This is a genomic window from Neorhizobium sp. LjRoot104, from assembly GCF_964253725.1.
GTDB lineage: Bacteria > Pseudomonadota > Alphaproteobacteria > Rhizobiales > Rhizobiaceae > Neorhizobium.
In genome coordinates this window covers 2,778,528-2,797,971 of sequence record NZ_CAXURS020000001.1, presented here as the reverse complement: position 1 = coordinate 2,797,971, position 19,444 = coordinate 2,778,528, and the positions used below count along the sequence as shown (strand labels likewise).

General features: G+C 63.7%; 23 protein-coding genes and 1 pseudogene. 10 read left to right on the top strand and 14 right to left on the bottom strand.

The features are described from left to right. The first annotated feature begins 258 nt into the window (after positions 1 to 258). Positions 259 to 2,100, top strand: a complete 1,842-nt coding sequence (locus ACSQ8R_RS14285; RefSeq protein WP_436253975.1) for a DUF882 domain-containing protein — start codon at positions 259 to 261, stop codon at positions 2,098 to 2,100. Positions 2,101 to 2,176: 76 nt separating this feature from the next. On the opposite strand, the gene ACSQ8R_RS14280 is transcribed toward ACSQ8R_RS14285, so the two are convergent. The 3 genes from ACSQ8R_RS14280 to ACSQ8R_RS14270 all read right to left on the bottom strand — a co-directional run bounded on the left by ACSQ8R_RS14280 (position 2,177) and on the right by ACSQ8R_RS14270 (position 3,672). Continuing rightward, positions 2,177 to 2,449, bottom strand: coding sequence for a DUF2312 domain-containing protein (locus ACSQ8R_RS14280; RefSeq protein WP_007752220.1), 273 nt, complete (start codon positions 2,447 to 2,449; stop codon positions 2,177 to 2,179). An 86-nt stretch (positions 2,450 to 2,535) separates the two neighbouring features. Further along, positions 2,536 to 2,859, bottom strand: coding sequence for a DUF1244 domain-containing protein (locus ACSQ8R_RS14275; RefSeq protein ID WP_436253974.1), 324 nt, complete (start codon positions 2,857 to 2,859; stop codon positions 2,536 to 2,538). Positions 2,860 to 2,880: 21 nt separating this feature from the next. Further along, the gene (locus ACSQ8R_RS14270) at positions 2,881 to 3,672 is read right to left on the bottom strand and encodes an N-formylglutamate amidohydrolase (protein WP_436253973.1); all 792 of its coding nucleotides are present in this window, start codon (positions 3,670 to 3,672) and stop codon (positions 2,881 to 2,883) included. Positions 3,673 to 3,971: 299 nt separating this feature from the next. On the opposite strand from ACSQ8R_RS14270, the pseudogene ACSQ8R_RS14265 reads away from it, so the two are divergent. Together ACSQ8R_RS14265 and pyk are read left to right on the top strand one after the other, a co-directional pair. Next, positions 3,972 to 4,355: pseudogene (locus ACSQ8R_RS14265) on the top strand (DUF1036 domain-containing protein); the annotation flags it as partial. Further along, positions 4,355 to 5,794, top strand: a complete 1,440-nt coding sequence (gene pyk, locus ACSQ8R_RS14260) for a pyruvate kinase (protein ID WP_436253972.1) — start codon at positions 4,355 to 4,357, stop codon at positions 5,792 to 5,794. The pseudogene ACSQ8R_RS14265 and the gene pyk, both read left to right, overlap by 1 nt. 81 nt (positions 5,795 to 5,875) lie before the next feature. Here the strand turns inward: pyk and ACSQ8R_RS14255 are convergent, their stop codons facing one another. The 7 genes from ACSQ8R_RS14255 to ACSQ8R_RS14225 form a co-directional block, all read right to left on the bottom strand. Next, positions 5,876 to 6,631 (bottom strand): hypothetical protein, encoded by a 756-nt coding sequence (locus tag ACSQ8R_RS14255; RefSeq protein ID WP_436253971.1) that lies wholly within the window; start codon positions 6,629 to 6,631, stop codon positions 5,876 to 5,878. A gap of 75 nt (positions 6,632 to 6,706) precedes the next feature. Beyond that, complete coding sequence (locus ACSQ8R_RS14250; protein ID WP_436253970.1) at positions 6,707 to 7,747, bottom strand: alpha/beta fold hydrolase; 1,041 nt, start codon at positions 7,745 to 7,747, stop codon at positions 6,707 to 6,709. Positions 7,748 to 7,766: 19 nt separating this feature from the next. Continuing rightward, on the bottom strand, positions 7,767 to 8,387 hold the full coding sequence (locus tag ACSQ8R_RS14245) for a hypothetical protein (protein WP_436253969.1): 621 nt from the start codon (positions 8,385 to 8,387) through the stop codon (positions 7,767 to 7,769). Between the two features lie 99 nt (positions 8,388 to 8,486). Next, the gene (gene ykgO / locus ACSQ8R_RS14240; RefSeq protein WP_003497670.1) at positions 8,487 to 8,612 is read right to left on the bottom strand and encodes a type B 50S ribosomal protein L36; all 126 of its coding nucleotides are present in this window, start codon (positions 8,610 to 8,612) and stop codon (positions 8,487 to 8,489) included. 123 nt (positions 8,613 to 8,735) lie between these two features. Further along, positions 8,736 to 9,815 (bottom strand): 5-(carboxyamino)imidazole ribonucleotide synthase, encoded by a 1,080-nt coding sequence (locus ACSQ8R_RS14235; RefSeq protein WP_436253968.1) that lies wholly within the window; start codon positions 9,813 to 9,815, stop codon positions 8,736 to 8,738. Next, positions 9,812 to 10,309: a 5-(carboxyamino)imidazole ribonucleotide mutase gene (gene purE / locus ACSQ8R_RS14230; RefSeq protein ID WP_436253967.1), complete on the bottom strand. Its 498-nt coding sequence runs from the start codon at positions 10,307 to 10,309 to the stop codon at positions 9,812 to 9,814. The genes ACSQ8R_RS14235 and purE overlap by 4 nt, the downstream gene beginning before the upstream one ends. Before the next feature lie 10 nt (positions 10,310 to 10,319). After that, the gene (locus tag ACSQ8R_RS14225; protein ID WP_037077103.1) at positions 10,320 to 10,523 is read right to left on the bottom strand and encodes a YdcH family protein; all 204 of its coding nucleotides are present in this window, start codon (positions 10,521 to 10,523) and stop codon (positions 10,320 to 10,322) included. 230 nt (positions 10,524 to 10,753) lie between these two features. On the opposite strand from ACSQ8R_RS14225, the gene ACSQ8R_RS14220 reads away from it, so the two are divergent. Next, positions 10,754 to 10,930: a YdcH family protein gene (locus tag ACSQ8R_RS14220; protein WP_007757839.1), complete on the top strand. Its 177-nt coding sequence runs from the start codon at positions 10,754 to 10,756 to the stop codon at positions 10,928 to 10,930. Positions 10,931 to 11,080: 150 nt separating this feature from the next. Here ACSQ8R_RS14220 and ACSQ8R_RS14215 read toward each other — a convergent pair whose 3' ends face one another. Continuing rightward, positions 11,081 to 11,341, bottom strand: coding sequence for an ArsR/SmtB family transcription factor (locus ACSQ8R_RS14215; RefSeq protein WP_436253966.1), 261 nt, complete (start codon positions 11,339 to 11,341; stop codon positions 11,081 to 11,083). Between the two features lie 114 nt (positions 11,342 to 11,455). Continuing rightward, on the bottom strand, positions 11,456 to 12,226 hold the full coding sequence (locus ACSQ8R_RS14210; protein ID WP_436253965.1) for a sulfite exporter TauE/SafE family protein: 771 nt from the start codon (positions 12,224 to 12,226) through the stop codon (positions 11,456 to 11,458). Positions 12,227 to 12,345: 119 nt separating this feature from the next. Between ACSQ8R_RS14210 and ACSQ8R_RS14205 the strand changes: the two genes are divergently transcribed. Both ACSQ8R_RS14205 and ACSQ8R_RS14200 read left to right on the top strand, forming a co-directional pair. Then, on the top strand, positions 12,346 to 12,999 hold the full coding sequence (locus ACSQ8R_RS14205) for a thiamine phosphate synthase (RefSeq protein WP_436253964.1): 654 nt from the start codon (positions 12,346 to 12,348) through the stop codon (positions 12,997 to 12,999). Continuing rightward, the gene (locus ACSQ8R_RS14200; protein ID WP_436253963.1) at positions 12,999 to 14,144 is read left to right on the top strand and encodes a tetratricopeptide repeat protein; all 1,146 of its coding nucleotides are present in this window, start codon (positions 12,999 to 13,001) and stop codon (positions 14,142 to 14,144) included. The genes ACSQ8R_RS14205 and ACSQ8R_RS14200 overlap by 1 nt, the downstream gene beginning before the upstream one ends. 123 nt (positions 14,145 to 14,267) lie before the next feature. Here the strand turns inward: ACSQ8R_RS14200 and ACSQ8R_RS14195 are convergent, their stop codons facing one another. After that, positions 14,268 to 14,603, bottom strand: coding sequence for a hypothetical protein (locus tag ACSQ8R_RS14195; RefSeq protein WP_436253962.1), 336 nt, complete (start codon positions 14,601 to 14,603; stop codon positions 14,268 to 14,270). Between the two features lie 197 nt (positions 14,604 to 14,800). Here ACSQ8R_RS14195 and ACSQ8R_RS14190 point away from each other — a divergent pair, with 197 nt between their 5' ends. The 4 genes from ACSQ8R_RS14190 (at position 14,801) to ACSQ8R_RS14175 (ending at position 18,117) form a co-directional block, all read left to right on the top strand. Then, positions 14,801 to 15,601, top strand: coding sequence for an inositol monophosphatase family protein (locus ACSQ8R_RS14190; protein WP_436253961.1), 801 nt, complete (start codon positions 14,801 to 14,803; stop codon positions 15,599 to 15,601). 147 nt (positions 15,602 to 15,748) lie between these two features. Continuing rightward, positions 15,749 to 16,801, top strand: a complete 1,053-nt coding sequence (locus ACSQ8R_RS14185) for a flagellar motor protein MotA (RefSeq protein ID WP_436253960.1) — start codon at positions 15,749 to 15,751, stop codon at positions 16,799 to 16,801. Between the two features lie 3 nt (positions 16,802 to 16,804). Then, complete coding sequence (locus tag ACSQ8R_RS14180) at positions 16,805 to 17,836, top strand: peptidoglycan -binding protein (RefSeq protein WP_436253959.1); 1,032 nt, start codon at positions 16,805 to 16,807, stop codon at positions 17,834 to 17,836. Between the two features lie 62 nt (positions 17,837 to 17,898). Then, positions 17,899 to 18,117 (top strand): hypothetical protein, encoded by a 219-nt coding sequence (locus tag ACSQ8R_RS14175; protein WP_436253958.1) that lies wholly within the window; start codon positions 17,899 to 17,901, stop codon positions 18,115 to 18,117. Here ACSQ8R_RS14175 and ACSQ8R_RS14170 read toward each other — a convergent pair. Further along, positions 18,101 to 19,384, bottom strand: coding sequence for a glucoamylase family protein (locus ACSQ8R_RS14170; protein ID WP_436253957.1), 1,284 nt, complete (start codon positions 19,382 to 19,384; stop codon positions 18,101 to 18,103). The two genes, ACSQ8R_RS14175 and ACSQ8R_RS14170, sit on opposite strands and share 17 nt — an antisense overlap. Positions 19,385 to 19,444 lie beyond the last annotated feature (60 nt).

Below are 19,444 nucleotides of genomic sequence, written 5' to 3'. Positions count from 1 at the left end.
TGTGTTAACCTTCGCGCAAGGATGTCCTGTCAACGTCTGTCAATCTCGCATTAGTCAATTGTTGACTATACGTGAGAAGGTTGTACATGTGTGGCACATTTGCCATCGTGTCACCGCAATTGACAGTCATTTGAGGCAACGTGGGACGTTGTCGACAGGACGGGGATCGTTTTGCCGGATCAGTATGCAAAAGAAGCGCCTTCGGGTGAGAAGAGGCGCGGCGGCAGAGCTGGGCTTTTTGTCAGTCTGAGCCGGCGCGTGATCGCCGTGACCCTGCTGGTGTTGATGGCGCTGCCCGTGCTTTCGGTCTCCGCAAGCCGTGCAGCCGCCCAGGAAAAGAGCCTGAAACTCTATTTCGTCCATACCGGCGAGAAGGCCGTCATCACCTTCAAGCGGAACGGCAAGTTCGATCCGAAGGGCCTCGCCCAGATCAACCAGTTCCTGCGCGACTGGCGCCGCAACGAACCGGCCAGGATGGACCCGCGGCTCTTCGATCTCGTCTGGGAAGTCTATCGCCGTTCCGGCGCCTCAGATTACATCCACGTGGTTTCCGCCTATCGTTCTCCGACCACCAACAACATGCTGCGCACCCGCTCGCGCACTACCGGTGTCGCCAAGAACAGCCAGCACATGCTCGGCAAGGCCATGGACTTCTACATTCCCGGTGTGAAGCTTGCGACGCTGCGCGGGCTTGCCATGCAGATGCAGGTCGGCGGCGTCGGCTATTATCCGACCTCCGGTTCGCCTTTCGTGCATCTCGATGTCGGCGGCGTGCGCGCCTGGCCGCGGATGACGCGCCAGGAACTGGTGCAGATCTTCCCGAACGGCAACACGATCCATCTTCCCGCCGATGGCAAGCCGCTCCCCGGTTATGAGACGGCGATGGCCGACTACAAGCGGCGCGTCGGCAGCGATTCGATCCAGATCGCCAGCACCGCCGGTGGCGGCATCCGCGGCGACGGCTCCGAACGCAAGCGGCAGCCTAACCTGCTGGCATTCCTGTTCGGCGGCGGCGGTGCCGACGAGGAGGAGGACAACGAGGAAAGCGCTGCTCCGGCCGTGGCGCGGCGTGCGGCTCCGGCCGCAAAGCCTGCCGCGGACGACGAGGGCGAAGCGCCTGTCGCGGTTGCCTCGGCTTCGCCTTTGACCGGCCAGATGCAGAACCAGGCCCAGGTTCCGGCACAGGCACAGATGGTTTCAGCGCCGGTACCGCTTTCGCGTCCGGCCTTCCGGTCGGACAGCGGCGGGCTTGCCACGGCGCTCTATTCTCCGGCGCGTAACCCGGCCCAGGAGGCACTCGCCCTGCAGGCGTCGGCTCCCGCCCAGCCCGGCGCGGAAACCTTTGCCGATCTTTCCGCCTACAATATCCCGGTTCCGACGCTGCTTGGACCGCGTGGCTTCAAGGGCGACGCAGAAAGCGGCGTGATGACCGCGTCCGTCGGCCCGATGCCGGCGCCGGAGGAAATCGCGTCGGTACCGCTTCCCGGCCAGCGTCCGGGCATGGCCTCTGCCGCTCCGGCCACTGCCACCGCCAAGGCTGAGGAACAGCAGGAACTGACGCCGGCTCTCGTTGCGGCGCTTGCCCAGAGCGTCGAGCCGCGCCCGGCGCCAATACCCTCCATGCCGGTTGCGACGGCCCAGCCGGCGCCTGTCCAGTCTGCTCTGGTCCAGCCTGCCCCGGCCCAACCTGCGCCGGCAATGGCGGCGGCTCCTACGCCCGTCCAGAAGCCGGTCGAAACGGCGTCGGCTTCTCCGAAGGTCATCCACTCCAGCAAGAACGTCCAGTTCGGCGACGGTTTCGACGCGCCGCGCAGCCCGGTATCGGCCTCGGCAAACGCGCTTCCGACTCCCGGCAAGGGCGGTCGTCCGAATGGTTCCGCGCCGCAGACGGCAAACGGCGGCGGGCTGACGGGCGACGTGCTGGCGAAATGGGCTCTCAACAACAATCGTGCCAACGCCGCCGCCTCGATGAAGGCACCGCGCGTCGTCAGCCGGACCCTGAACAACGAATATTCGGCAGGTTATTCCGGCGGCGGTTTCAAGCCGGTCTCCGCGACGGTGGCGATCGACCCGAACCGGTTCAGCGGCCCGAACAACTGATCGCCGGGCTGATCGAAGGTCATAAAAAACCCGCCGGAATGGCGGGTTTTTTCATGGCTCCGGTTTCGGAGAAAGATCAGGCAGCGTCCTGGTCGGCAGGGGCCTCGATCATGCCGAGCGCCTGGAGATAGGTATCGAGGATCAGATCCTCTTCCATGCGCTCCTGGTCGTCCTTCTTGCGCAGGGCGATGACCTTTTTCATGATCTTCGTGTCGTAACCCATGCCCTTGGCTTCGCCGTAGACATCCTTGATGTCGTCGGCGATGGTCTTCTTTTCTTCTTCCAGTCGTTCGATGCGCTCGATAAATGCGCGAAGCTGGTCGCGGGCGACGCCATGAGCATCAGACATCGGGGCCTCCTGATCGTGTGGATTTCATTGAATGGTCGTCAACTGCCGAAAAGCCGCCGCGAGGTCAAGCCCAATCGGCAAATCGATCAGCCATGGGCTGGCTTGTTCACGTCGAATGCGGCTTTTTGTGCATCCGAGGCTTCAGCCTGGTGCAGATTTTTCCAGTCCTCGTAAGGCATGCCGTAGACGATCTCGCGGGATGCCTCCTTGGAGAGATCGACGCCGGCGTCGTTGGCGGCATCGCGATACCAGTTCGACAGGCAGTTGCGGCAGAAGCCGGCGAGGTTCATCAGGTCGATGTTCTGCACGTCGGCGCGCTCGCGCAGGTGCCGGACGAGACGGCGAAAGGCGGCGGCCTCGAATTCGGTCTGCTGTTCCTTCGTAAGGTCGGTCGGGGCGAGTTCGCTCATGGAGCACCTCCTGGTGTCGCGTCAGACCGGATAGGGGCCGGTCCGCGAGGGAAAGATCCGGTATTCGTGCAATGTGGGGTCGGCGTTGAGCGTCTTGAAGACCGGTGCCAGCCTTTGTGCCCAGGCGGCAATGCCAGCCTCGTCGCCGATCAGGTCCTGGCGGACTTCCAGCAGAGCGTGGGCGATGCCTGATATCATGCAATGCCGGTACATGGTGTCGCCTTTCAGCGCACCGTCATAGGGCTCGTTGTCGCCGACGACGATGTCTCCAGGCTCGGCGAGCAGTTTCAGGAAAGGTGTCACCGCGCGGTCGTCGCTGTCCCAGAGCACGGCCGCATGCCAGGGGCGGGCGACGCCCTTCCAGAACGGCGTGAAGGAATGCAGCGACAGGACGAGCGGCGCGCGGCCCGAGGCGCCCGATCTGGCGATGGTGCGCTCGACGGCGCGGTGATAGGGCCGGTGATAGGTATCGAGGCGGAAATCCCACTCATCCTGGGTGATCGGATGGTTGCCGGGAATGATCGCCCCGTCGGAGATCTTCATGATCAGCGTCGGATCGTCCTCGCCGCGGTTCGGGTCGATCAGCAAGCGGGAGAAACAGCCGAGCACGGCCGGCACGTTCAGCATCGCCGCCAGCCGGCGCGTCAGGCCCTCGATGCCGATATCGAAGGCGATATGGCGATGGAAGGCGCTCTCCGGCAGGCCGAGGCTGCCATAGGATTCGGGCAGGCGGTTCATGGCATGGTCGGCGAGCAGCACCATGCCGCTGTCATAATCGCCTTCTATGATCTCGAAAGGAATGAAGTCCTGCATCGCCGTCGGAAATGAGATGGTTTCGAAAGGTCGGTCGGGAGACGGGTGTTGATGGCATGGAGAAAGCCGCGACGCAAGCCGTGCCGGCGCGACGATCAGCCTGGATTGAGCGTATGAGGAAGACTAATCGATTAGAGTTACGTTGACTTTCCGACTCCGCCGCGCGAAGAAAGTGCTTCACGAATAACCATGGAGTCCTGACGGAAACCGTGTCGAAAAAATCCCCCAAAGCCACTCTTCGCTCTCTCGTTTCCGCCCCGGCGCTCGCCGCCATGGTCGCCACCGGTATTCCGCTGTTGGCGGCGACCGCCGCGCATGCGGATTTCCGCGTCTGCAACGCCACGCAGAACCTCGTCGGGGTGGCGATCGGCTATCGCGCCAAGGAGGGCTGGACGACGGAAGGCTGGTGGCAGGTTCCGGCCTCCACCTGCGCGACGCTGATCGAAGGCGAGTTGCAGTCGCGCTATTATTATCTTTACGCCGAGGACGCGGCCCGTGGCGGCCGCTGGACCGGCAATGTGAACATGTGCGTCGCGGAGAACGAGTTCAAAGTCGTCGGCGTCAATGACTGTTTTGCCCGTGGCTTCCAGCGCATGGGCTTCAAGGAATATGATACGGGCCGTCAGGGAAGCTGGATGGTCCAGCTTTCGGATACGCCTGGCACACAAGAAGGCCACAACTGATGAGGCGCAACCGCAAAGTAAAGATCCTCGCTACCCTCGGACCTGCTTCGTCCGAAGAGGCGATGATCCAGAAGCTGCATGAAGCGGGGGCTGATCTCTTCCGCATCAACATGAGCCACGCGAGCCACGACCTGATGCGCACGCTGATCAAGCGCATCCGCGCCGTCGAGGAGCGCAGCGGCCGGCCAATCGGCATTCTGGCCGACCTCCAGGGTCCGAAGCTGCGCGTCGGCAAGTTCGCGGCCGGCAAGGTGACGCTCACTCCAGGACAGACCTTCACGCTCGACAATCGCGACGAACCCGGTGACGAGACCCGCGTGTTCCTGCCGCATCCGGAAATCCTGGAAGCGGTGAAAGTGGGCCACCGCCTGCTGATCGACGATGGCAAGCTGGCGCTGAAGGCCGAGAAGGCCGACGGCAAGAGCATCGTCTGCAAGGTGGTCGCCGGCACCAGCATTTCCGACCGCAAGGGCGTCAGCCTGCCCGATACGCTGCTCGGCGTCGGCGCGTTGACCGAAAAGGACCGCGTCGACCTCGACGCGGTGCTCGCCACCGACGATGTCGACTGGGTGGCGCTGTCCTTCGTGCAGCGTCCCGACGACCTTGCCGAGGTGCGCAAGATCGCCCGCGGCCGCGTCGGCATCATGTCGAAGATCGAGAAGCCCCAGGCGCTGGAGCGCATCGACGAGATCATCGAGCTTTCCGATGCCGTCATGGTGGCCCGCGGCGATCTCGGTGTCGAAATGCCGATCGAGGCCGTTCCGGGCATCCAGAAGCAGCTGACGCGCTTGTGTCGGCGTGCCGGCAAGCCGGTCGTCGTCGCAACCCAGATGCTGGAATCGATGATCACCGCGCCGGTTCCGACCCGCGCCGAAGTGTCGGACGTGTCGATCGCGGTTTTCGAAGGCGCCGACGCGATCATGCTGTCGGCCGAATCGGCCTCCGGCCAATATCCGGTCGAGGCGGTGTCGATGATGGCGTCGATCGCCAGCACGGTCGAACAGGACCCGCTTTATCCAAGCATCATCTACGCCCAGCGCGCGACGCCGGAGGCAACCGGTGCGGACGCAATCTCGCTTGCCGCCCGCCAGATCGCCGAAACCTTGAAGCTGGCGGCGATCGTCACCTATACCTCGTCGGGCACGACGGGCCTGCGCGCATCCCGCGAACGTCCGGAGGTGCCGATCATCGCGCTGTCGCCGATCGTCCAGACGGCCCGTCGCCTTTCGGTCGGTTGGGGCATGCATTGCGTCGTCACCAGTGACGCGACCGACCTCGACGACATGGTCAACCGTGCCTGCCGCATCGTCGTGTCGGAAGGTTTCGGCAAGCCCGGCGACCGGATCATCATCTCGGCCGGCGTGCCGCTTGGCACACCCGGCGCCACCAACATGCTGCGCATCGCCTATATCGGCTCGGACGGCCAGAGCGGCATCTGAGGCAAGGCCAATGGACAAACGAAAACCGCCGGGGATTTCCGGCGGTTTTTTATTGCGCGCAATTGAAGGCGTAGGGCGTCGTCAGACGGTGATGCTGACGGCCGGCATGGCGGAGACCGTGCCGCTCAGCGCGTTGACGGAGGCGTCGAGGGTCTGGGTGCCGGGCACGGTGGCGGTGCTGTTTTCCTCGCGCAGCCTGCGGGCCGCCTCTTCCAGCAGCGCCTTGATCTGGCGGGCGACGGTGCTGAATTCCATCGCGGTCTTGATGTCGCCGAGAGACAGTTTAGGCGCCTCCCGCGGAGCCTCGTCCATCTCGTCGAGATAGGCCTGCTCGGCATGGGAGACCGGCTTGTCGTCAGCCAAGGGCTCATCCGCCGGTTCGTCGTCGGCAGCGTCCGCGGCCGCAGCCTGCTCGCCCGTATCAAGGATCGAATCCGTCGTCTCGGCTGCGGACGGAGCGTTGACCGGGACGAAGGGCATGGCACCGCCAGCACCTCCGGCCAGCGCCTCGGTGAATTCGCGAGCGGCTGCAGCGACGACCGCGCCAAGCTGTGCCGCCTGCCGGGCGACCACTTCCGGATCGAAACCCCAGCGGCGCATGAACTCGAGCTGCTGCTTGGCATCCTCGAGCTTCTGCCTGGCATTGGCCTTGGCCTGTTCTTCGGCTTCGTCCGTCGCCTTGTTCAGCGATGTCAGGCCGTGGACGAGGCGGTCGTAGGCTTTGTCCGCGGGACTGGATGGATCGGACGATGCCCGTGCGGCATCGGTCGAGGTCGATGCGCTATCCTGCCTCGCGGAGCGTGCCGAATAGTCTCTGCCGATGCTGCCGATTTCCATCTCTTCTCTCCGATTCCATTTTCTCGGAGGTTGGGATGGGCAGCTTGCTTCGGGCTGGCGTCGTCCGAGCAAGGCTCAGGTTTTCTCAATCGAAAGATCCATTTCGGGGGGTGTGTCTGCCGCCGCCGGCGCGAGCCGCCCCTCAGCGATACGGGCCGCCGCCTTCAGGTCGCGGGGGAGGCCGGCCAGTTTCTCGATCGCCGCGATCGCGACGTCGGTGGCCACGTAATCCGGCTTGTGGCCGAGATTGCGGATGGAGACGAGTTCGGACCCGGCGATATCGCGGGCGAGGCCGAGCGAATGGATCTCCTCTGCGACGATTGCGTCGCTGTCGCCGGTGATGATCACCGTCGGCGCGGTTATCTCCCGGTATCGCGGCGCGACGCGCGTCACGTAGCCGTTGAGATTGGCGACGTCGATCGCATTGCTGCGGAACGATTGGGGGCGGAGCACGAGGTACGGTGCGCCATCGGCAAGGTAGGTCTCGGGGCAGGGGTTGGGGTGAAAGACCGAACGTGTCGCCGTGTTCATCACCAGGAGGCCCGCCGGCAGGGCGAGGAGATGGCTGAACAGCCGGCCGATCACCGGGCGGGCGGTGAGATTGTAGTACCAGTCGATCCGGCCGGGCCAGGGATGGGTAGCGGGCGCCAGGAACAGCAGGCCGGCGGTCTTTTCCGGATGGTAAAGGCCGAAGCTCGCGGCAATCGCGCCGCCGAAGGAATGGCCGGCGATAATCGCTCTGTCGATGCCGCGCTTTTCCATCAGGCTGGCGATCGCCGCCGCCTGGCCGTCGGGAAAACCGTTCTCGGGACCTCCGCGCTCGGAATAACCGTGGCCCGGCCGATCGACGAAAAGCATTTCGGCACGGCCTTCGAGCGCCTTGCGGAAGGCTGCTTCCTGGTCGCGGAAATTGCCGCTGGCGCCATGGATAAAGACGATCGCCGGCAGGTCGGCGCCCTCAGGCCTGGGCACATGCAGCGAGTTCATCGAAAAACCGCCGACATCGGTCAGCTCGCCGGTATTCGGGAACGCGGCCTCGATCGTCTTCGCCTTCCAGGTGGTGAAGCAGAACGCGGCGGCGACGATGCCGGCAATGGCAAGGGGCAGGATCATCATGAACGGGCTGCCGGAAGGCTCAGGTCCGGTTGCCGGCAAGCTTTTCGGAAAGCTTGGTGACGGCTTCCTGGGCGTCGCGGTCGGCGGGGTAGACGGCGAGATAGTCCTGCCATGCCTTCAGCGCCAGTTCGTCCTTGCCGGCTTCCGACAGGATGCCGGCCATGCCGGCCAGCGCTCCGAAATGGCGCGGCTCGCGCTTCAGCACCTCGGCGATGTCGGCCATGGATTTGCGGGGATTGCCCATCGTGTAATGCAGCGTCGCGCGGCGGTTCCAGCCTTCCGCAAAGGCGGGATCGAGCACGGTCACCTGATCGAGGAAATCGAGTGCCGCGGCATTGCGCTTTTCCTTGATGGCGGTCGCAGACCACTCCATCAGCAGGTCGACGGTGGCGCTGCCCGAATCGTTCAGGTCGGCGATGATCTGGCTGGCGATGCCGCGCGCCTTTTCGGGATTGCGCTCGCGCTTCAAGGCATCGAACAACGCATCCACGGGCTTGCCCGGTTTCTGCGCGACGGCCGGGATGACCGGGGCGGCGGCAGGTGGGGCTGAGGGCGGCTTGGGCGTCGCTGTCTGAGCGAGAGCGGGCGAAGCGGCAAGGCCCGCGGCGAGAATCAGGATACTGAAACGAAAATAGCGCATGCGGACAAAGTAATCCGCCTGCGCCGAAGGTCAAACCCGATTTGTCGTGTTACCGACAATTTGATCGGCTGCGGCCGAGACCGGAACCGAATGCCCGTATCAGCCCTGACGAGCCTTGAAGCGCGGGTTCTGCTTGTTGATGATGTAAACGCGGCCCTTGCGGCGAACCAGACGGTTATCGCGGTGACGAGCCTTCAGCGCCTTAAGCGAGTTCTTGATCTTCATTTTCCTGGTCCAGCAGTCTGTGGGCTTAGAGCCGCATGTCTATCAATCAAAAGCGCGCCGCCAAGATTCTTCGAGGGGCGCGCTCTCAGTTGGGCGTGCAGATAACCCGAGCCAATCTGCATGTCAACCTTGTGACGACGTTTTCAGGCCCTTCAATTCGGTCACATGGCCCATTTTCCGGCCCGGTCGGGATTCCGTCTTGCCGTAGAGATGGACCAGAACCTGATCGCGGGAAAGCCAGGCGGGCACGTCCAGAATGTCGTCGCCGATCAGGTTGGTCATCACGCAGTCGGAATGGCGGAGAGGGTTGCCGAGGGCCAGCCCGGCGACGGCGCGGATATGCTGCTCGAACTGCGAGACGACGCAGGCGGCTTCCGTCCAATGGCCGGAATTGTGGACGCGCGGGGCGATTTCATTGGCGATCAGCGTCCCGTCCGCCATCACGAAGAACTCCATGCCGATGACGCCGACATAATCGAGCGCGGCGAGAAGCTTCTCGGCCGATTCGCGGGCGGTCTTCGCCGTCGTCGCGGAGATCCTGGCGGGCAGGGTGGAGGTGTGGAGAATCCCGTTCCTGTGGACATTCTCGGCCGGATCGTAGCAGGCGACCGTGCCGTCCTTGGCGCGGGCGGCGATGATCGAGACCTCGCGTTCGAAGGGCACGAAGCTTTCGAGAATCAGCGGCACGCCGCCGAGCGCGTCATAGGCGCCGGCGGGCTTGTCCGCGGCGGAGCGGAAGACACGCTGGCCCTTGCCGTCATAACCCATGCGGCGGGTCTTCAGCACGCCTTGGCCGCCGAAATCGGCAAGCGCCGTTTCGAGGTCGGACTGGCTGTCGACGGCATGGAACCTGGCGGTCTCGATGCCGCAGGAATTCAGGAAGCGCTTTTCGGTCAGCCGGTCCTGCGACATGTCGAGGGCCCTGGCCGGCGGATGGACCGGCACGGAGCGCTCGAGCATCTCGGCGGCGGCGACCGGCACGTTCTCGAATTCGTAGGTGACGACGTCGCAGCGGCTGGCGAGCTCGGCAAGCGCTGCCGGATCGTCATAGGCTGCGGTGATCTGGGCGTTGGCGACCTGGGCTGCCGGACAATCGGCCTGCGGTTCGAGCACGATCGTGCGGAAGTTCAGCCGGGCCGCGGCCATGGCCAGCATGCGGCCAAGCTGGCCGCCGCCGATAATGCCGATCGTGTGGACGGTCATGGAGCCTCGTCGATTGGGTATTCGGCAACGGCCGCACTCTGGCGGGCGCGCCATTCGTCGAGCCGGTCGGCGATCTCGTCATCGTTGAGGGCGAGAACGGCGGCCGCAAGCAAGGCGGCGTTGATGGCGCCGGCCCGGCCGATCGCAAGCGTGCCGACCGGAATGCCGGCCGGCATCTGGACGATCGACAGCAGGCTGTCCTGGCCGGACAGCGCCTTCGACTGGACCGGCACGCCGAAGACCGGAAGCGGGGTCATGGCGGCGGTCATGCCGGGCAAGTGGGCCGCACCGCCGGCACCGGCGATGATCACCTGGAAACCTTCGGCACGGGCGCCCTTGGCAAATTGCATCATTCGCTCCGGCGTGCGATGCGCTGAAATGATACGGGCCTCATAGCCGATATCGAGCGCCTCCAGCGTGTCGGCGGCGTTCTTCATGGTCTCCCAGTCGGACTGGCTGCCCATGATGATGGCGACGGCAGGTCTTTCAGACATGGCGGAACCCTTACGCGATGATGTCCGGAACAATCTGATCTTCGAGCTGAGTCATCTTGTCTTTCAGCGACAGTTTCTTCTTTTTCATGCGCTGCACGCGAAGGGCGTCGCAGCCGACCTGGATCATGGCGTTGATGGCGGCGTCGTAATCCTCGTGTTCCTGTCGAAGTTTCGCAAGCACCAGCCGGACATCCGCCTGTTCCTGATCTGCCATATTCCAGTCCCCATTCTCACGCCCGGCATTTCAGCGGTCGCCGGCATTCTCCGCAAGCCTCTACCACCAAACCGCGTTAACGGGAAGTTAGACAAGGTCACGAATTTGCCCACTTCAAACCATGATTTCACCTTCGACAAACCCGGCCGATCGTGTCACACTTCCTTCGTAAACCTGAAGCCTCGGCATTAGGGAATGCCGTGGTAGGTACCAAGGAAGGAACATGCCACATGACCGTCCAGGCTCATATCGCATCGCTTGAAAAGAAGCACGGCGCTTTGGAGGAGGAGCTCCAGGCAATTCTCGCGTCACCCTCCGCCGACGATCGTGAAATAGCCGAACTCAAGCGGCGCAAGCTGCGCATCAAGGACCAAATGCAGCGCCTAAAGGCAACCACGCGTCATTAGTTCCTCAGTAGGAGACCCCGCCGCTCGCCCGGTTTTTCATCAGTCAGAGGCGAATAATAAAAGCGGCAAACCAATAATCCAGAAATAACAATGACAAGGTTCTGGTCGTGGTGAAGGGAGCAACAACTCCCCCGGTTTAAAAGCCGGTCGTCACGACCAGAACTGATCCAGCCACAGGTTCAGCCTGTCGAAGCCCTTGCTGTTGACGGAATAGATGCGCCGCGTGCCTTCCGCCGTCACATTCACCAGGTTACAATCCAGAAGAGCCTTCAAATGCTGCGATACCGCGGGCCGGCTGATCGGCAGGCCCTGCGCAAGTTCGTTTACGGTTTTCGGAGCGCGCCGCAATTCCTCCAGCAGATACCGCCGGTTAGGATCAGCTATGGCTGCAAAGGGGTCAACGGTTGTCATGCGTTGAACTTACGGTAAACGCTCGGTAACGGCAAGATTTATTGTGCATCGCAACAATATACGCCGGCTTATTTTGCGTTGCTTTTTTAGCGAGGCCGGGCTTGCTTTGCCCGGTCAGAACGACAGGCCGTCCCAAAGCAGCTTCAATCCCGCACAAAACGCCAGACCGTAAGTCATCGGATAGAAGGTTTCGGCCTTCAGGTGCTTGACGATGGCCGCGCCGATCATGGTCGCGACCAGGGCCGCCGGCAGAAGGGTTGCGGATATGGTCAGGTTTTCCGCGTTGAGCGCGCCGAGGAAGAAATAGGGGATGACCTTGACCGCATTGACGATCGCGAAGAAGCGGATGCTGGCCCCGGTATAGGATTTCGGGTCGAGCCGCATCGGCAGGACGTAGATCTGGAAGGGTGGTCCGCCGGCATGGGCGACGAAGCTCGCGTAACCGGAAAGGGCACCCCAGAACGTGGCGGCAGCCGGGCGGTGCGGCAGGGGAGCCCCCGGCCGGCCGGAGCGCGGACCGTAGACCTGCCAGAAATAGCGGACGGTAAACAGGATCGTCGCCGCCGCGATGACGAGGCGCAGCGCATTGTCCGAGACATAGGCGGATGTCGCCCAGCCGAGCGCGATGCCGATGACGCCGCCGGGCAGGATCATCAGCAGCGTCTTGCGATCGTTGAAATTCCGCCAGGACCACAATGCGACGATGTCCATGACGATCAGGATCGGCAGGAAGATCGCCGCCGCCTTGACCGGATCGACGGCGAGCGACATCAGCGGCACGCCGAGCAGCCCGATGGCGCCGCCGATGCCCCCCTTCGAGAGGCCGACAAGCAGAACTGCGGGGATGGCGAAGGTGAAGAACGCGAGGCTGAGCGTATCGGGCATGAAGACTCGGGCGGCGATGAGGGAATGGTTGATCCGGCAGGCGGTCCGGTCTATCGAATTTGCGGACAGAAAACGAGTGCGGATTTTCGCAAGCCGATATCCGCCGAACGGGAAGAAACATGACCGGACAGGAAGACCGCTGCCGCCTCGTGCTGATCGTGCCGCATTATGATGATGCCGATCAGCAGGCCAAGGATCTCGAAGCAGCGCTTGCCGGCGGCGACGTCGCTTCGGTGATCGTGCCGCAACACGGCCTTGACGACCAGGCGTTCCAGAAGCGCGCGGAGGCACTGGTCGAACTGATCCAGGCGGCAGGCGCCGCGGCGCTGATTTCCGGCGACAGCCGGGTGGCCGGCCGCATCAAGGCGGATGGCCTGCATCTCGGCGGCAACCTGACCGAGCTGGGGGAAACGATCGAGAAGTTCGTGCCGAAGATGATCGTCGGTACAGGCGGGGCGGCCGACCGGCACCAGGCGCTGGCGATCGGCGAATTCCGCCCCGACTACATCTTCTTCGGCAAGCTCGACGGCGACATCAAGCCCGAAGCACATCCGAAAAACCTGGCGCTCGGCGAATGGTGGGCCTCGATGATCGAGATCCCCTGCATCGTCATGGGCGGCACAGATCCGTCGTCGGCGCTTGCCGTCGCGGAGACCGGGGCGGAGTTCGTGGCGTTCAGGGGAGCGGTCTTTTCCAGCCCTCAGGGCCCCGGTGCCGCGGTCGCCGAAGTCAACGCAATTCTGGACGAAAAAGCGCCACGGTTTGAGGCTTGATGGAGCGCATGCCGTCGAACCGCCTTTCCCGCGTGATTCTGAAAGGGCTGCTGGCGACATTCGTCGCGTCGGCAGCAATGCCTTGCCTTGCGCTGGCGCAGGCGAATTCCAAGGCGGTGACGCGGCCGGTGGAGCCGGATTTTCAGCCGATGAAAAAAGGCCGGGTCGAGATCCAGCCGGTTCCCGGTTCTGCAAAGGGAACCAGGGAGCCCGAGGGCCAGCCGGACGGCATCGTTCCCTCCGGCGGCGTCGAGCTTTACCAGCGAATGGGTGCGGCACTGCCGCCGGCGCCGGCGGAAAAAGCCTATACCGGCACCGTGGACGATGCCTATGGGGCATACCAGCGCGGAATGTATGTCACGGCGCTCGACAAGGCACTGACCCGGGCCGGGGCCGGCGATGCGGCGGCGCAGACGCTGGTCGCGGAAATGATGACCAAGGGGCTCGGCATCAAGCGCGACGCCAAGACCGCGGCATTCTGGTATCAGAAGGCGGCGGAGGGCGGTGATCCGGCCGCCATGTTCCAATACGCGCTCTTGCTGATGACCGGGCGCGACGTCCCCCGCGACAAGCCGAAGGCCGACGATTTCATGCGCAGGGCAGCGGAAGCCGGCAATGCTTCGGCGCAGTTCAACTGGGCGCAGATCGTGGTCTCCGAAAATCCGGGCGACAAGGGCCTGCATCTGGCACTGCCCTTCTACGAAAAATCCGCACGGCAGGGCGTGGCCGACAGCCAATATGCGGTGGCGCAGCTCTATGTGACGCTGAAGGACCTGCCGGCGGACAAGAAGGCGCGGGCCCGCGAATGGCTGGAGCGCGCCGCCGACGCCGGGTTCGACACCGCACAGCTCGACATGGGCCTCTGGCTGGTCAACGGCGTCGCGGGAGACCGGGACTACGAAAAGGGTTTCGAGTGGCTGCGGATCGCCGCCCATCGCGGCAATGTGGTGGCCCAGAACAAGCTCGCCCATCTCTATGTCAACGCGCTCGGCACCCGGCCCAATCCGGTCGAGGCGGCAAAATGGTACGTGCTGTCACGTCGCGCCGGCCTTCAGGACCCGGAACTCGAGGATTTCTATCTCGGGATCAACGAGGATCAGCAGCGCCGGGCGATCGACGCGGCAAACAAGTTCCGGCGGGGGTGAGGCGCGACGGCCTGCCGTCAAAACGCTCCAGTGGAGCGTTTCGAGCGCCGAACGCGCTGAGCCAGGGCGAAGCGCCGGGAGACGGTGCGGCAAACTCCCTCACTTTACCGGCAGGCCGGTCCGTTAGCCCGCCGACAACGCATGCCCGACGATCAACGCGTGACCTCCGGCCAGCACGGCAATCACGAAGAGCCAGAGCGCCGTATAAAGAACCGGTCTATCGGCAGCCTTGCCGCCGAAGCGCTGTGTGAATGCGAAGATCACGGTCGAGACGAGCGCGGCGGCCGGAATAATCGACAGCGCGAAAGGCGCCGGCGCATAACGGTTTGGCGTGCCGTCGAGGCCGAAATGCACGGCGAGCTCGGCGCCCGGCGTTATCATGAACCAGGCCGCGAGCGACGCCGCGGCCATGGTGGCGAGCAGCGCGAGGCTCAAAGTCAGCGGCAGCGTTGCATTCATTCCGCATTCCCCCTTGATCCATCTGGAGCATCGAATACCTATTTTAGAGACGCGGCCGGCGGCTGCAATGCGGGCATTCCGGCGGACGGCTTGAATTTCGCGCTGTTTTATGGTCTTGAAGCCGCCAATCACAAAATCGCTCATAAAACGCCGTCCCGTCCAGACGACAAGTCGGGACAACCCCAAGGATTTCCCGCATGGCCCGCTCCGCCCTTCTCAACGTCATGGTTCAGGCTGCCCTCAAGGCAGGCAAGTCGCTTTCGCGAGATTTCGGCGAGGTGCAGAACCTGCAGGTTTCGGTGAAGGGCCCGAGCGATTTCGTCTCCCAGGCAGATCTGAAGGCGGAAAAGATCGTCCGCGACGAACTGATGAAGGCGCGCCCGACCTATGGTTTCGTCGGTGAGGAAAGCGAGGAGCTGAAGGGCACCGACGGTGCACATCGCTGGATCGTCGATCCGCTCGACGGCACCACCAACTTCCTGCACGGCATTCCGCAGTTCGCAGTCTCCATCGCGCTCGAGCGCAATGGTGAAGTGGTCGCCGGCGTCGTCTTCAACCCGGCGACGGACGAGCTGTTCACCGCCGAAAAGGGCGGTGGCGCCTTCATGAACGACCGCCGCATCCGGGTTGCCGCACGCCGCGTGCTGTCCGACTGTGTGATCGGCTGCGGCATGCCGCATCTCGGCCGCGGCAATCACGGCAAGTTCCTCGTCGAACTGCGGCACGTGATGGGTGAAGTCGCCGGCATGCGGCGGTTTGGCGCGGCCGCGCTCGACCTTGCCTATGTCGCCGCCGGCCGGCTCGACGGCTTCTGGGAAACAGACCTGATGCCCTGGGACATGGCCGCCGGCCTGATCCTCATCCGCGAGGCGGGCGGCTTCGTCAGCGACATGAAGGGCACGACCGACATCTTCGGCAGCGGCAATGTCGTTGCCGGCAACGAGCTCATTCAGAAGGCACTGATCGAAGTCGTCAACCGGCCCATTCCAACCCGTTGACCGACCCGCTGAGGCATTTTTGCGCCACCGCCCGGCTTAGCGCTCAAGTACTGGATAGCTGACTGTTTTCCTAAGCTTCTGCACTTCAATTCGTCGCAATTTTCAACTAGCCTCCGGCGCGGCAGACTACCGGAGGCGAAGCATATTATGGCGAATGCGACAGTGGACGATTTGGACGCGTCTGAAACGGGCCGCGGCGGTTATGCCTACAAACTTTCCAATCCGGCCTCGTTCTTGTGGACGATGCTGATCTTCCTGATCATCGTCGGTTTCGTCGCTTCCATCCTCTATCGCCAGGCTGCGCACGCCTTCCAGACCAATCCGGGCCTGAACGGCCTCATTCTCGGCGTTCTTCTGATCGGCGTGATTCTGGTTTTCAACCAGGTGATCGCCCTGATGCCGGAAGTGCGCTGGTTCAATTCCTTCCGCGCCGCCGGCAGCGCCGACAAGGTCGGCCGCGAACCGCGCCTGCTGGCGCCGATGCGCACCCTGATCGGCAGTCGCCGCAAGATGGCGCTGTCGACCAATGCCTTCCGTTCCATCCTCGATACGATCGGCACGCGCCTCGACGAATCACGCGACACGTCGCGCTATCTCATCGGCCTGCTCGTCTTTCTCGGCCTGCTCGGCACGTTCTGGGGCTTGATCCAGACCATCGGCTCGATCAGCAACGTGATCGGGGCGCTCGACCCGAGTTCCGGCAGTTCCAACGACGTGCTCGCCGCCATCAAGAGCGGCCTTGCCCAGCCGCTCGCCGGCATGGGCACGGCGTTCTCCTCCTCCCTGCTCGGCCTTTCCGGTTCGCTGATCCTTGGCTTCCTCGACCTTCAGGCGGGCCGCGCCCAGAACCGCTTCTATACGGAACTCGAGAACTGGCTGTCTTCGGTGACCGACCTCGGATCGGACATGCCGCCGGCCGTCGCCGAAACCCTCGCGAGCGGTTCCGCGGAGGATTTGAGGGCGCTGACAGAGCAGCTGCGCGCGCTCGCCTCCGCCCAAGGCAAGGCACCGGTCGACGGCCACCAGAACGAGCGGTCGCTATCGGCCATGGCCAATCTCGCCGAAGGCATCCAGGGCCTGGTCAAGAACATGCGCAACGAACAGCAGATGCTGCGCGACTGGATCGAGGCACAGCAGGAAGAATCAAAGGCTCTGCGCCGCACGCTCGACCGGCTCTCCGACAAGATCGGGGGGAAGTAAGCAATGGCGCTCGGCAAGAACCGCCGTCGCGAGCGGGGTGTCGACTATTGGCCGGGTTTCGTGGATGCGCTGTCCACGCTGCTGCTCGCCATCATGTTCCTGCTGACCGTCTTCGTGCTCGCGCAGTTCCTGCTCAGCCGCGAAATCACCGGCCGCGACGAGGTGCTGAACCGGCTGAACAGCCAGATCGCCGAACTGACGGAGCTGCTTGCGCTCGAAAAGGGCAATACGCAGGATGTCGAGGATCAGCTCGCCAATCTTCAATCCTCGCTCGCGACGGCAGAAGCTGACCGCTCGCGCTTGCAGCAACTGCTGAGCCAGGGGAGCGGCAGCAGCAGTGCCGCCAACGCCCGCATCGGCGACCTTACCAACCAGCTCAATCAGGAACAGCAGCTGAGCGCCCGCGCCGCGAGCCAGGTCGAGCTGCTCAACCAGCAGATCTCCGCGCTGCGTGCCCAGATCGCCGCCATCGAAGAGGCGCTGCAGGCCTCGGAAGCCAAGGACGCTTCCTCGCAGGCGCAGATCTCCGATCTCGGCCGGCGCCTCAACGTGGCGCTGGCGCAGCGCGTCCAGGAGCTGAACCGTTACCGCTCCGACTTCTTCGGCCGGCTGCGGGAGATCCTCTCGGACCGCGAGAACATCCGCATCGTCGGCGACCGTTTCGTGTTCCAGTCGGAAGTGCTCTTCCCGGTTGGGGGCAATGAACTCGACCCGGCCGGCCGGGTGGAGATGGACAAGCTTGCGGCGGCGCTGCTCGATCTCGCCAAGGAAATCCCGGCCGAGATCAACTGGGTGCTGCGCGTCGACGGCCACACCGACAATTCGCCGCTTTCCGGCTCCGGCCGTTACCGCGACAACTGGGAGCTTTCCTCGGCCCGCGCGACCTCGGTGGTCAAATACCTGATCTCCAAGGGCGTGCCGGCCAACCGCCTTGTCGCGGCCGGCTTCGGCGAATTCCAGCCGATCGCGCAGGGGGATACGCCGGACGCCCGTTCCCAGAACCGCCGCATCGAGCTGAAGCTCACAGAGCGGTAGGCCAGGCATTGTCCGTATTCATAGAAGGCCGTTGAGCCCAGGCGGCGGGGAAGAACCGAGTGATGGCCGAAGACAAGCCGGATATGAGCGCCATTCTGAAGGCGGTCGCCGAAAGCCCGAAACGCGACAACAGCGTCTACCACAAGGCGATCGCCGAGGCGCGCCAGGCCTTCGAAGACGCCGAGACAGCGCTGGGCGGGCCGGTCGAGGTGCGCACCAAGAGCAAGATGAAGCGCAACGGCGACTACGTGGTGAAGTGGACGTTCAGGCGCTTGGGGTAGGCGTATCGGCCGCGATGGAATGGGCGGTCGATGTGAAGCCCAGCCGGGACAGGCCGCGACGAACCTCGGGCGCGTTCATGAACAGCCGCCACAGCAGGCCGGACCGATAGTTCTCGATCATCGCGATGATCGGGCCCTGGTCGATCGCCAGATATGTGCCGGCCACCCAATCGGTTTTCGGCGCGAAGGCATCGACGAAGCCGAATGCGCCGAGCAGTTTGCCATTGCCATAATGAAGCAAGGCGTGCATGGCGCTTTCCGCCTCGGCGGGCAGGAAGGGGAAGCTCGACAGGGCTGCGGTCGGCGCGATGACACCGCGATCATAGGTCGGCGAATGGGCACCGTAACCCTGCGGTCCATCGGATGCGCTGAGGCCCCAGACCCCGGCGTCGGCATAGTCGGGCACGGTCATGCAATAGTCGTGGTTGATGCGCGTATGCGCCATGGCCTGGTCATGGTAGTTGCCGCAATAGCGGTCGCTCAGGCCCCGTGGATCCAGCGCGCAGAACGAATAATGCGAGATGAAAAGCGGGCCGCCATAGGGCTCGCCCAGCGGAAGCCTGGTTCCGAGATAGGTCTCGCCGTTCAGCATGGCGCCCGACCGCGCCCAGCCTGCATGGTAGCTTTCCGGCCTGATCGGATGGGTGTCGGAACCGGCCGCCAGGACATAGCAGGACAAGGCCTCGTTCCAGCCGCGGATCGGCAGGTTCATGGCCCAGTTGTAGTTCGGGCTCCAGTGCCAATAGAGAGCGTCATCCTTGCCGCGGGTGAACCAGTTCCATTCCACCTCATCGAACAATCGGGTGATGTCCGCCCGCAGTTTCTCTTCCCGGGCGGTCTCTCCGGCGAAATATTCGCGCGCGCAGATCAGTCCCTGCATCAGCAGCGTCGTTTCGACGAGGTCGCCACCGTCGTCGCGTCCGGAGAAGCGGATGACGTCGCTCGTTGCTCCGTCGATGAAATGCGCGAACGCCCCGTGGAAGGTTGGTGAATGCCTCAAGCGGTCGATGATCGTCGATATGCGCGCCAGCGCCTGCGAAGGGGTGATCCACTGGCGTTCGGAGGCGACGATGATGGCAAGGACCCCAAAGCCGACGCCGCTGACCGACACCATATTCGGGGAAGGCGCGCCCGAGACGAAGCATTTGTCGAATGGCAGCCCCGATTCGGGATGGGCTCCATCCCAGAAGAACCGAAAGGTCCGGGACTGTATCTTGTCCAGGCAATCATCGAGGGACAGGCTGGGCGGCAGTTGACTGAAATTCATGGACCTCGGGCTTCTGGCGGCAATGGTATCTGCGATACTAGCAGGTCTGCGGTAGGTAGG

Excerpts from the sequence above, each read along its gene's own strand:
- ACSQ8R_RS14220 (WP_007757839.1), top strand. The coding sequence starts at position 10,754 with ATGACCGTCCAGGCTCATATCGCATCGCTTGAAAAGAAGCACGGCGCT.
- ACSQ8R_RS14190 (WP_436253961.1), top strand. The coding sequence starts at position 14,801 with ATGGCCCGCTCCGCCCTTCTCAACGTCATGGTTCAGGCTGCCCTCAAG.
- ACSQ8R_RS14275 (WP_436253974.1), bottom strand. The coding sequence starts at position 2,859 with ATGAGCGAACTCGCCCCGACCGACCTTACGAAGGAACAGCAGACCGAA.
- ACSQ8R_RS14175 (WP_436253958.1), top strand. The coding sequence starts at position 17,899 with ATGGCCGAAGACAAGCCGGATATGAGCGCCATTCTGAAGGCGGTCGCC.
- ACSQ8R_RS14180 (WP_436253959.1), top strand. The coding sequence starts at position 16,805 with ATGGCGCTCGGCAAGAACCGCCGTCGCGAGCGGGGTGTCGACTATTGG.
- ACSQ8R_RS14170 (WP_436253957.1), bottom strand. The coding sequence starts at position 19,384 with ATGAATTTCAGTCAACTGCCGCCCAGCCTGTCCCTCGATGATTGCCTG.
- ACSQ8R_RS14280 (WP_007752220.1), bottom strand. The coding sequence starts at position 2,449 with ATGTCTGATGCTCATGGCGTCGCCCGCGACCAGCTTCGCGCATTTATC.
- ACSQ8R_RS14250 (WP_436253970.1), bottom strand. The coding sequence starts at position 7,747 with ATGATGATCCTGCCCCTTGCCATTGCCGGCATCGTCGCCGCCGCGTTC.
- ACSQ8R_RS14205 (WP_436253964.1), top strand. The coding sequence starts at position 12,346 with ATGACCGGACAGGAAGACCGCTGCCGCCTCGTGCTGATCGTGCCGCAT.
- ACSQ8R_RS14200 (WP_436253963.1), top strand. The coding sequence starts at position 12,999 with ATGGAGCGCATGCCGTCGAACCGCCTTTCCCGCGTGATTCTGAAAGGG.
- purE (WP_436253967.1), bottom strand. The coding sequence starts at position 10,309 with ATGTCTGAAAGACCTGCCGTCGCCATCATCATGGGCAGCCAGTCCGAC.
- ACSQ8R_RS14245 (WP_436253969.1), bottom strand. The coding sequence starts at position 8,387 with ATGCGCTATTTTCGTTTCAGTATCCTGATTCTCGCCGCGGGCCTTGCC.
- ACSQ8R_RS14225 (WP_037077103.1), bottom strand. The coding sequence starts at position 10,523 with ATGGCAGATCAGGAACAGGCGGATGTCCGGCTGGTGCTTGCGAAACTT.
- ACSQ8R_RS14270 (WP_436253973.1), bottom strand. The coding sequence starts at position 3,672 with ATGCAGGACTTCATTCCTTTCGAGATCATAGAAGGCGATTATGACAGC.
- ACSQ8R_RS14235 (WP_436253968.1), bottom strand. The coding sequence starts at position 9,815 with ATGACCGTCCACACGATCGGCATTATCGGCGGCGGCCAGCTTGGCCGC.
- ACSQ8R_RS14185 (WP_436253960.1), top strand. The coding sequence starts at position 15,749 with ATGGCGAATGCGACAGTGGACGATTTGGACGCGTCTGAAACGGGCCGC.
- ACSQ8R_RS14255 (WP_436253971.1), bottom strand. The coding sequence starts at position 6,631 with ATGGAAATCGGCAGCATCGGCAGAGACTATTCGGCACGCTCCGCGAGG.
- ACSQ8R_RS14210 (WP_436253965.1), bottom strand. The coding sequence starts at position 12,226 with ATGCCCGATACGCTCAGCCTCGCGTTCTTCACCTTCGCCATCCCCGCA.
- pyk (WP_436253972.1), top strand. The coding sequence starts at position 4,355 with ATGAGGCGCAACCGCAAAGTAAAGATCCTCGCTACCCTCGGACCTGCT.
- ACSQ8R_RS14215 (WP_436253966.1), bottom strand. The coding sequence starts at position 11,341 with ATGACAACCGTTGACCCCTTTGCAGCCATAGCTGATCCTAACCGGCGG.
- ACSQ8R_RS14195 (WP_436253962.1), bottom strand. The coding sequence starts at position 14,603 with ATGAATGCAACGCTGCCGCTGACTTTGAGCCTCGCGCTGCTCGCCACC.
- ykgO (WP_003497670.1), bottom strand. The coding sequence starts at position 8,612 with ATGAAGATCAAGAACTCGCTTAAGGCGCTGAAGGCTCGTCACCGCGAT.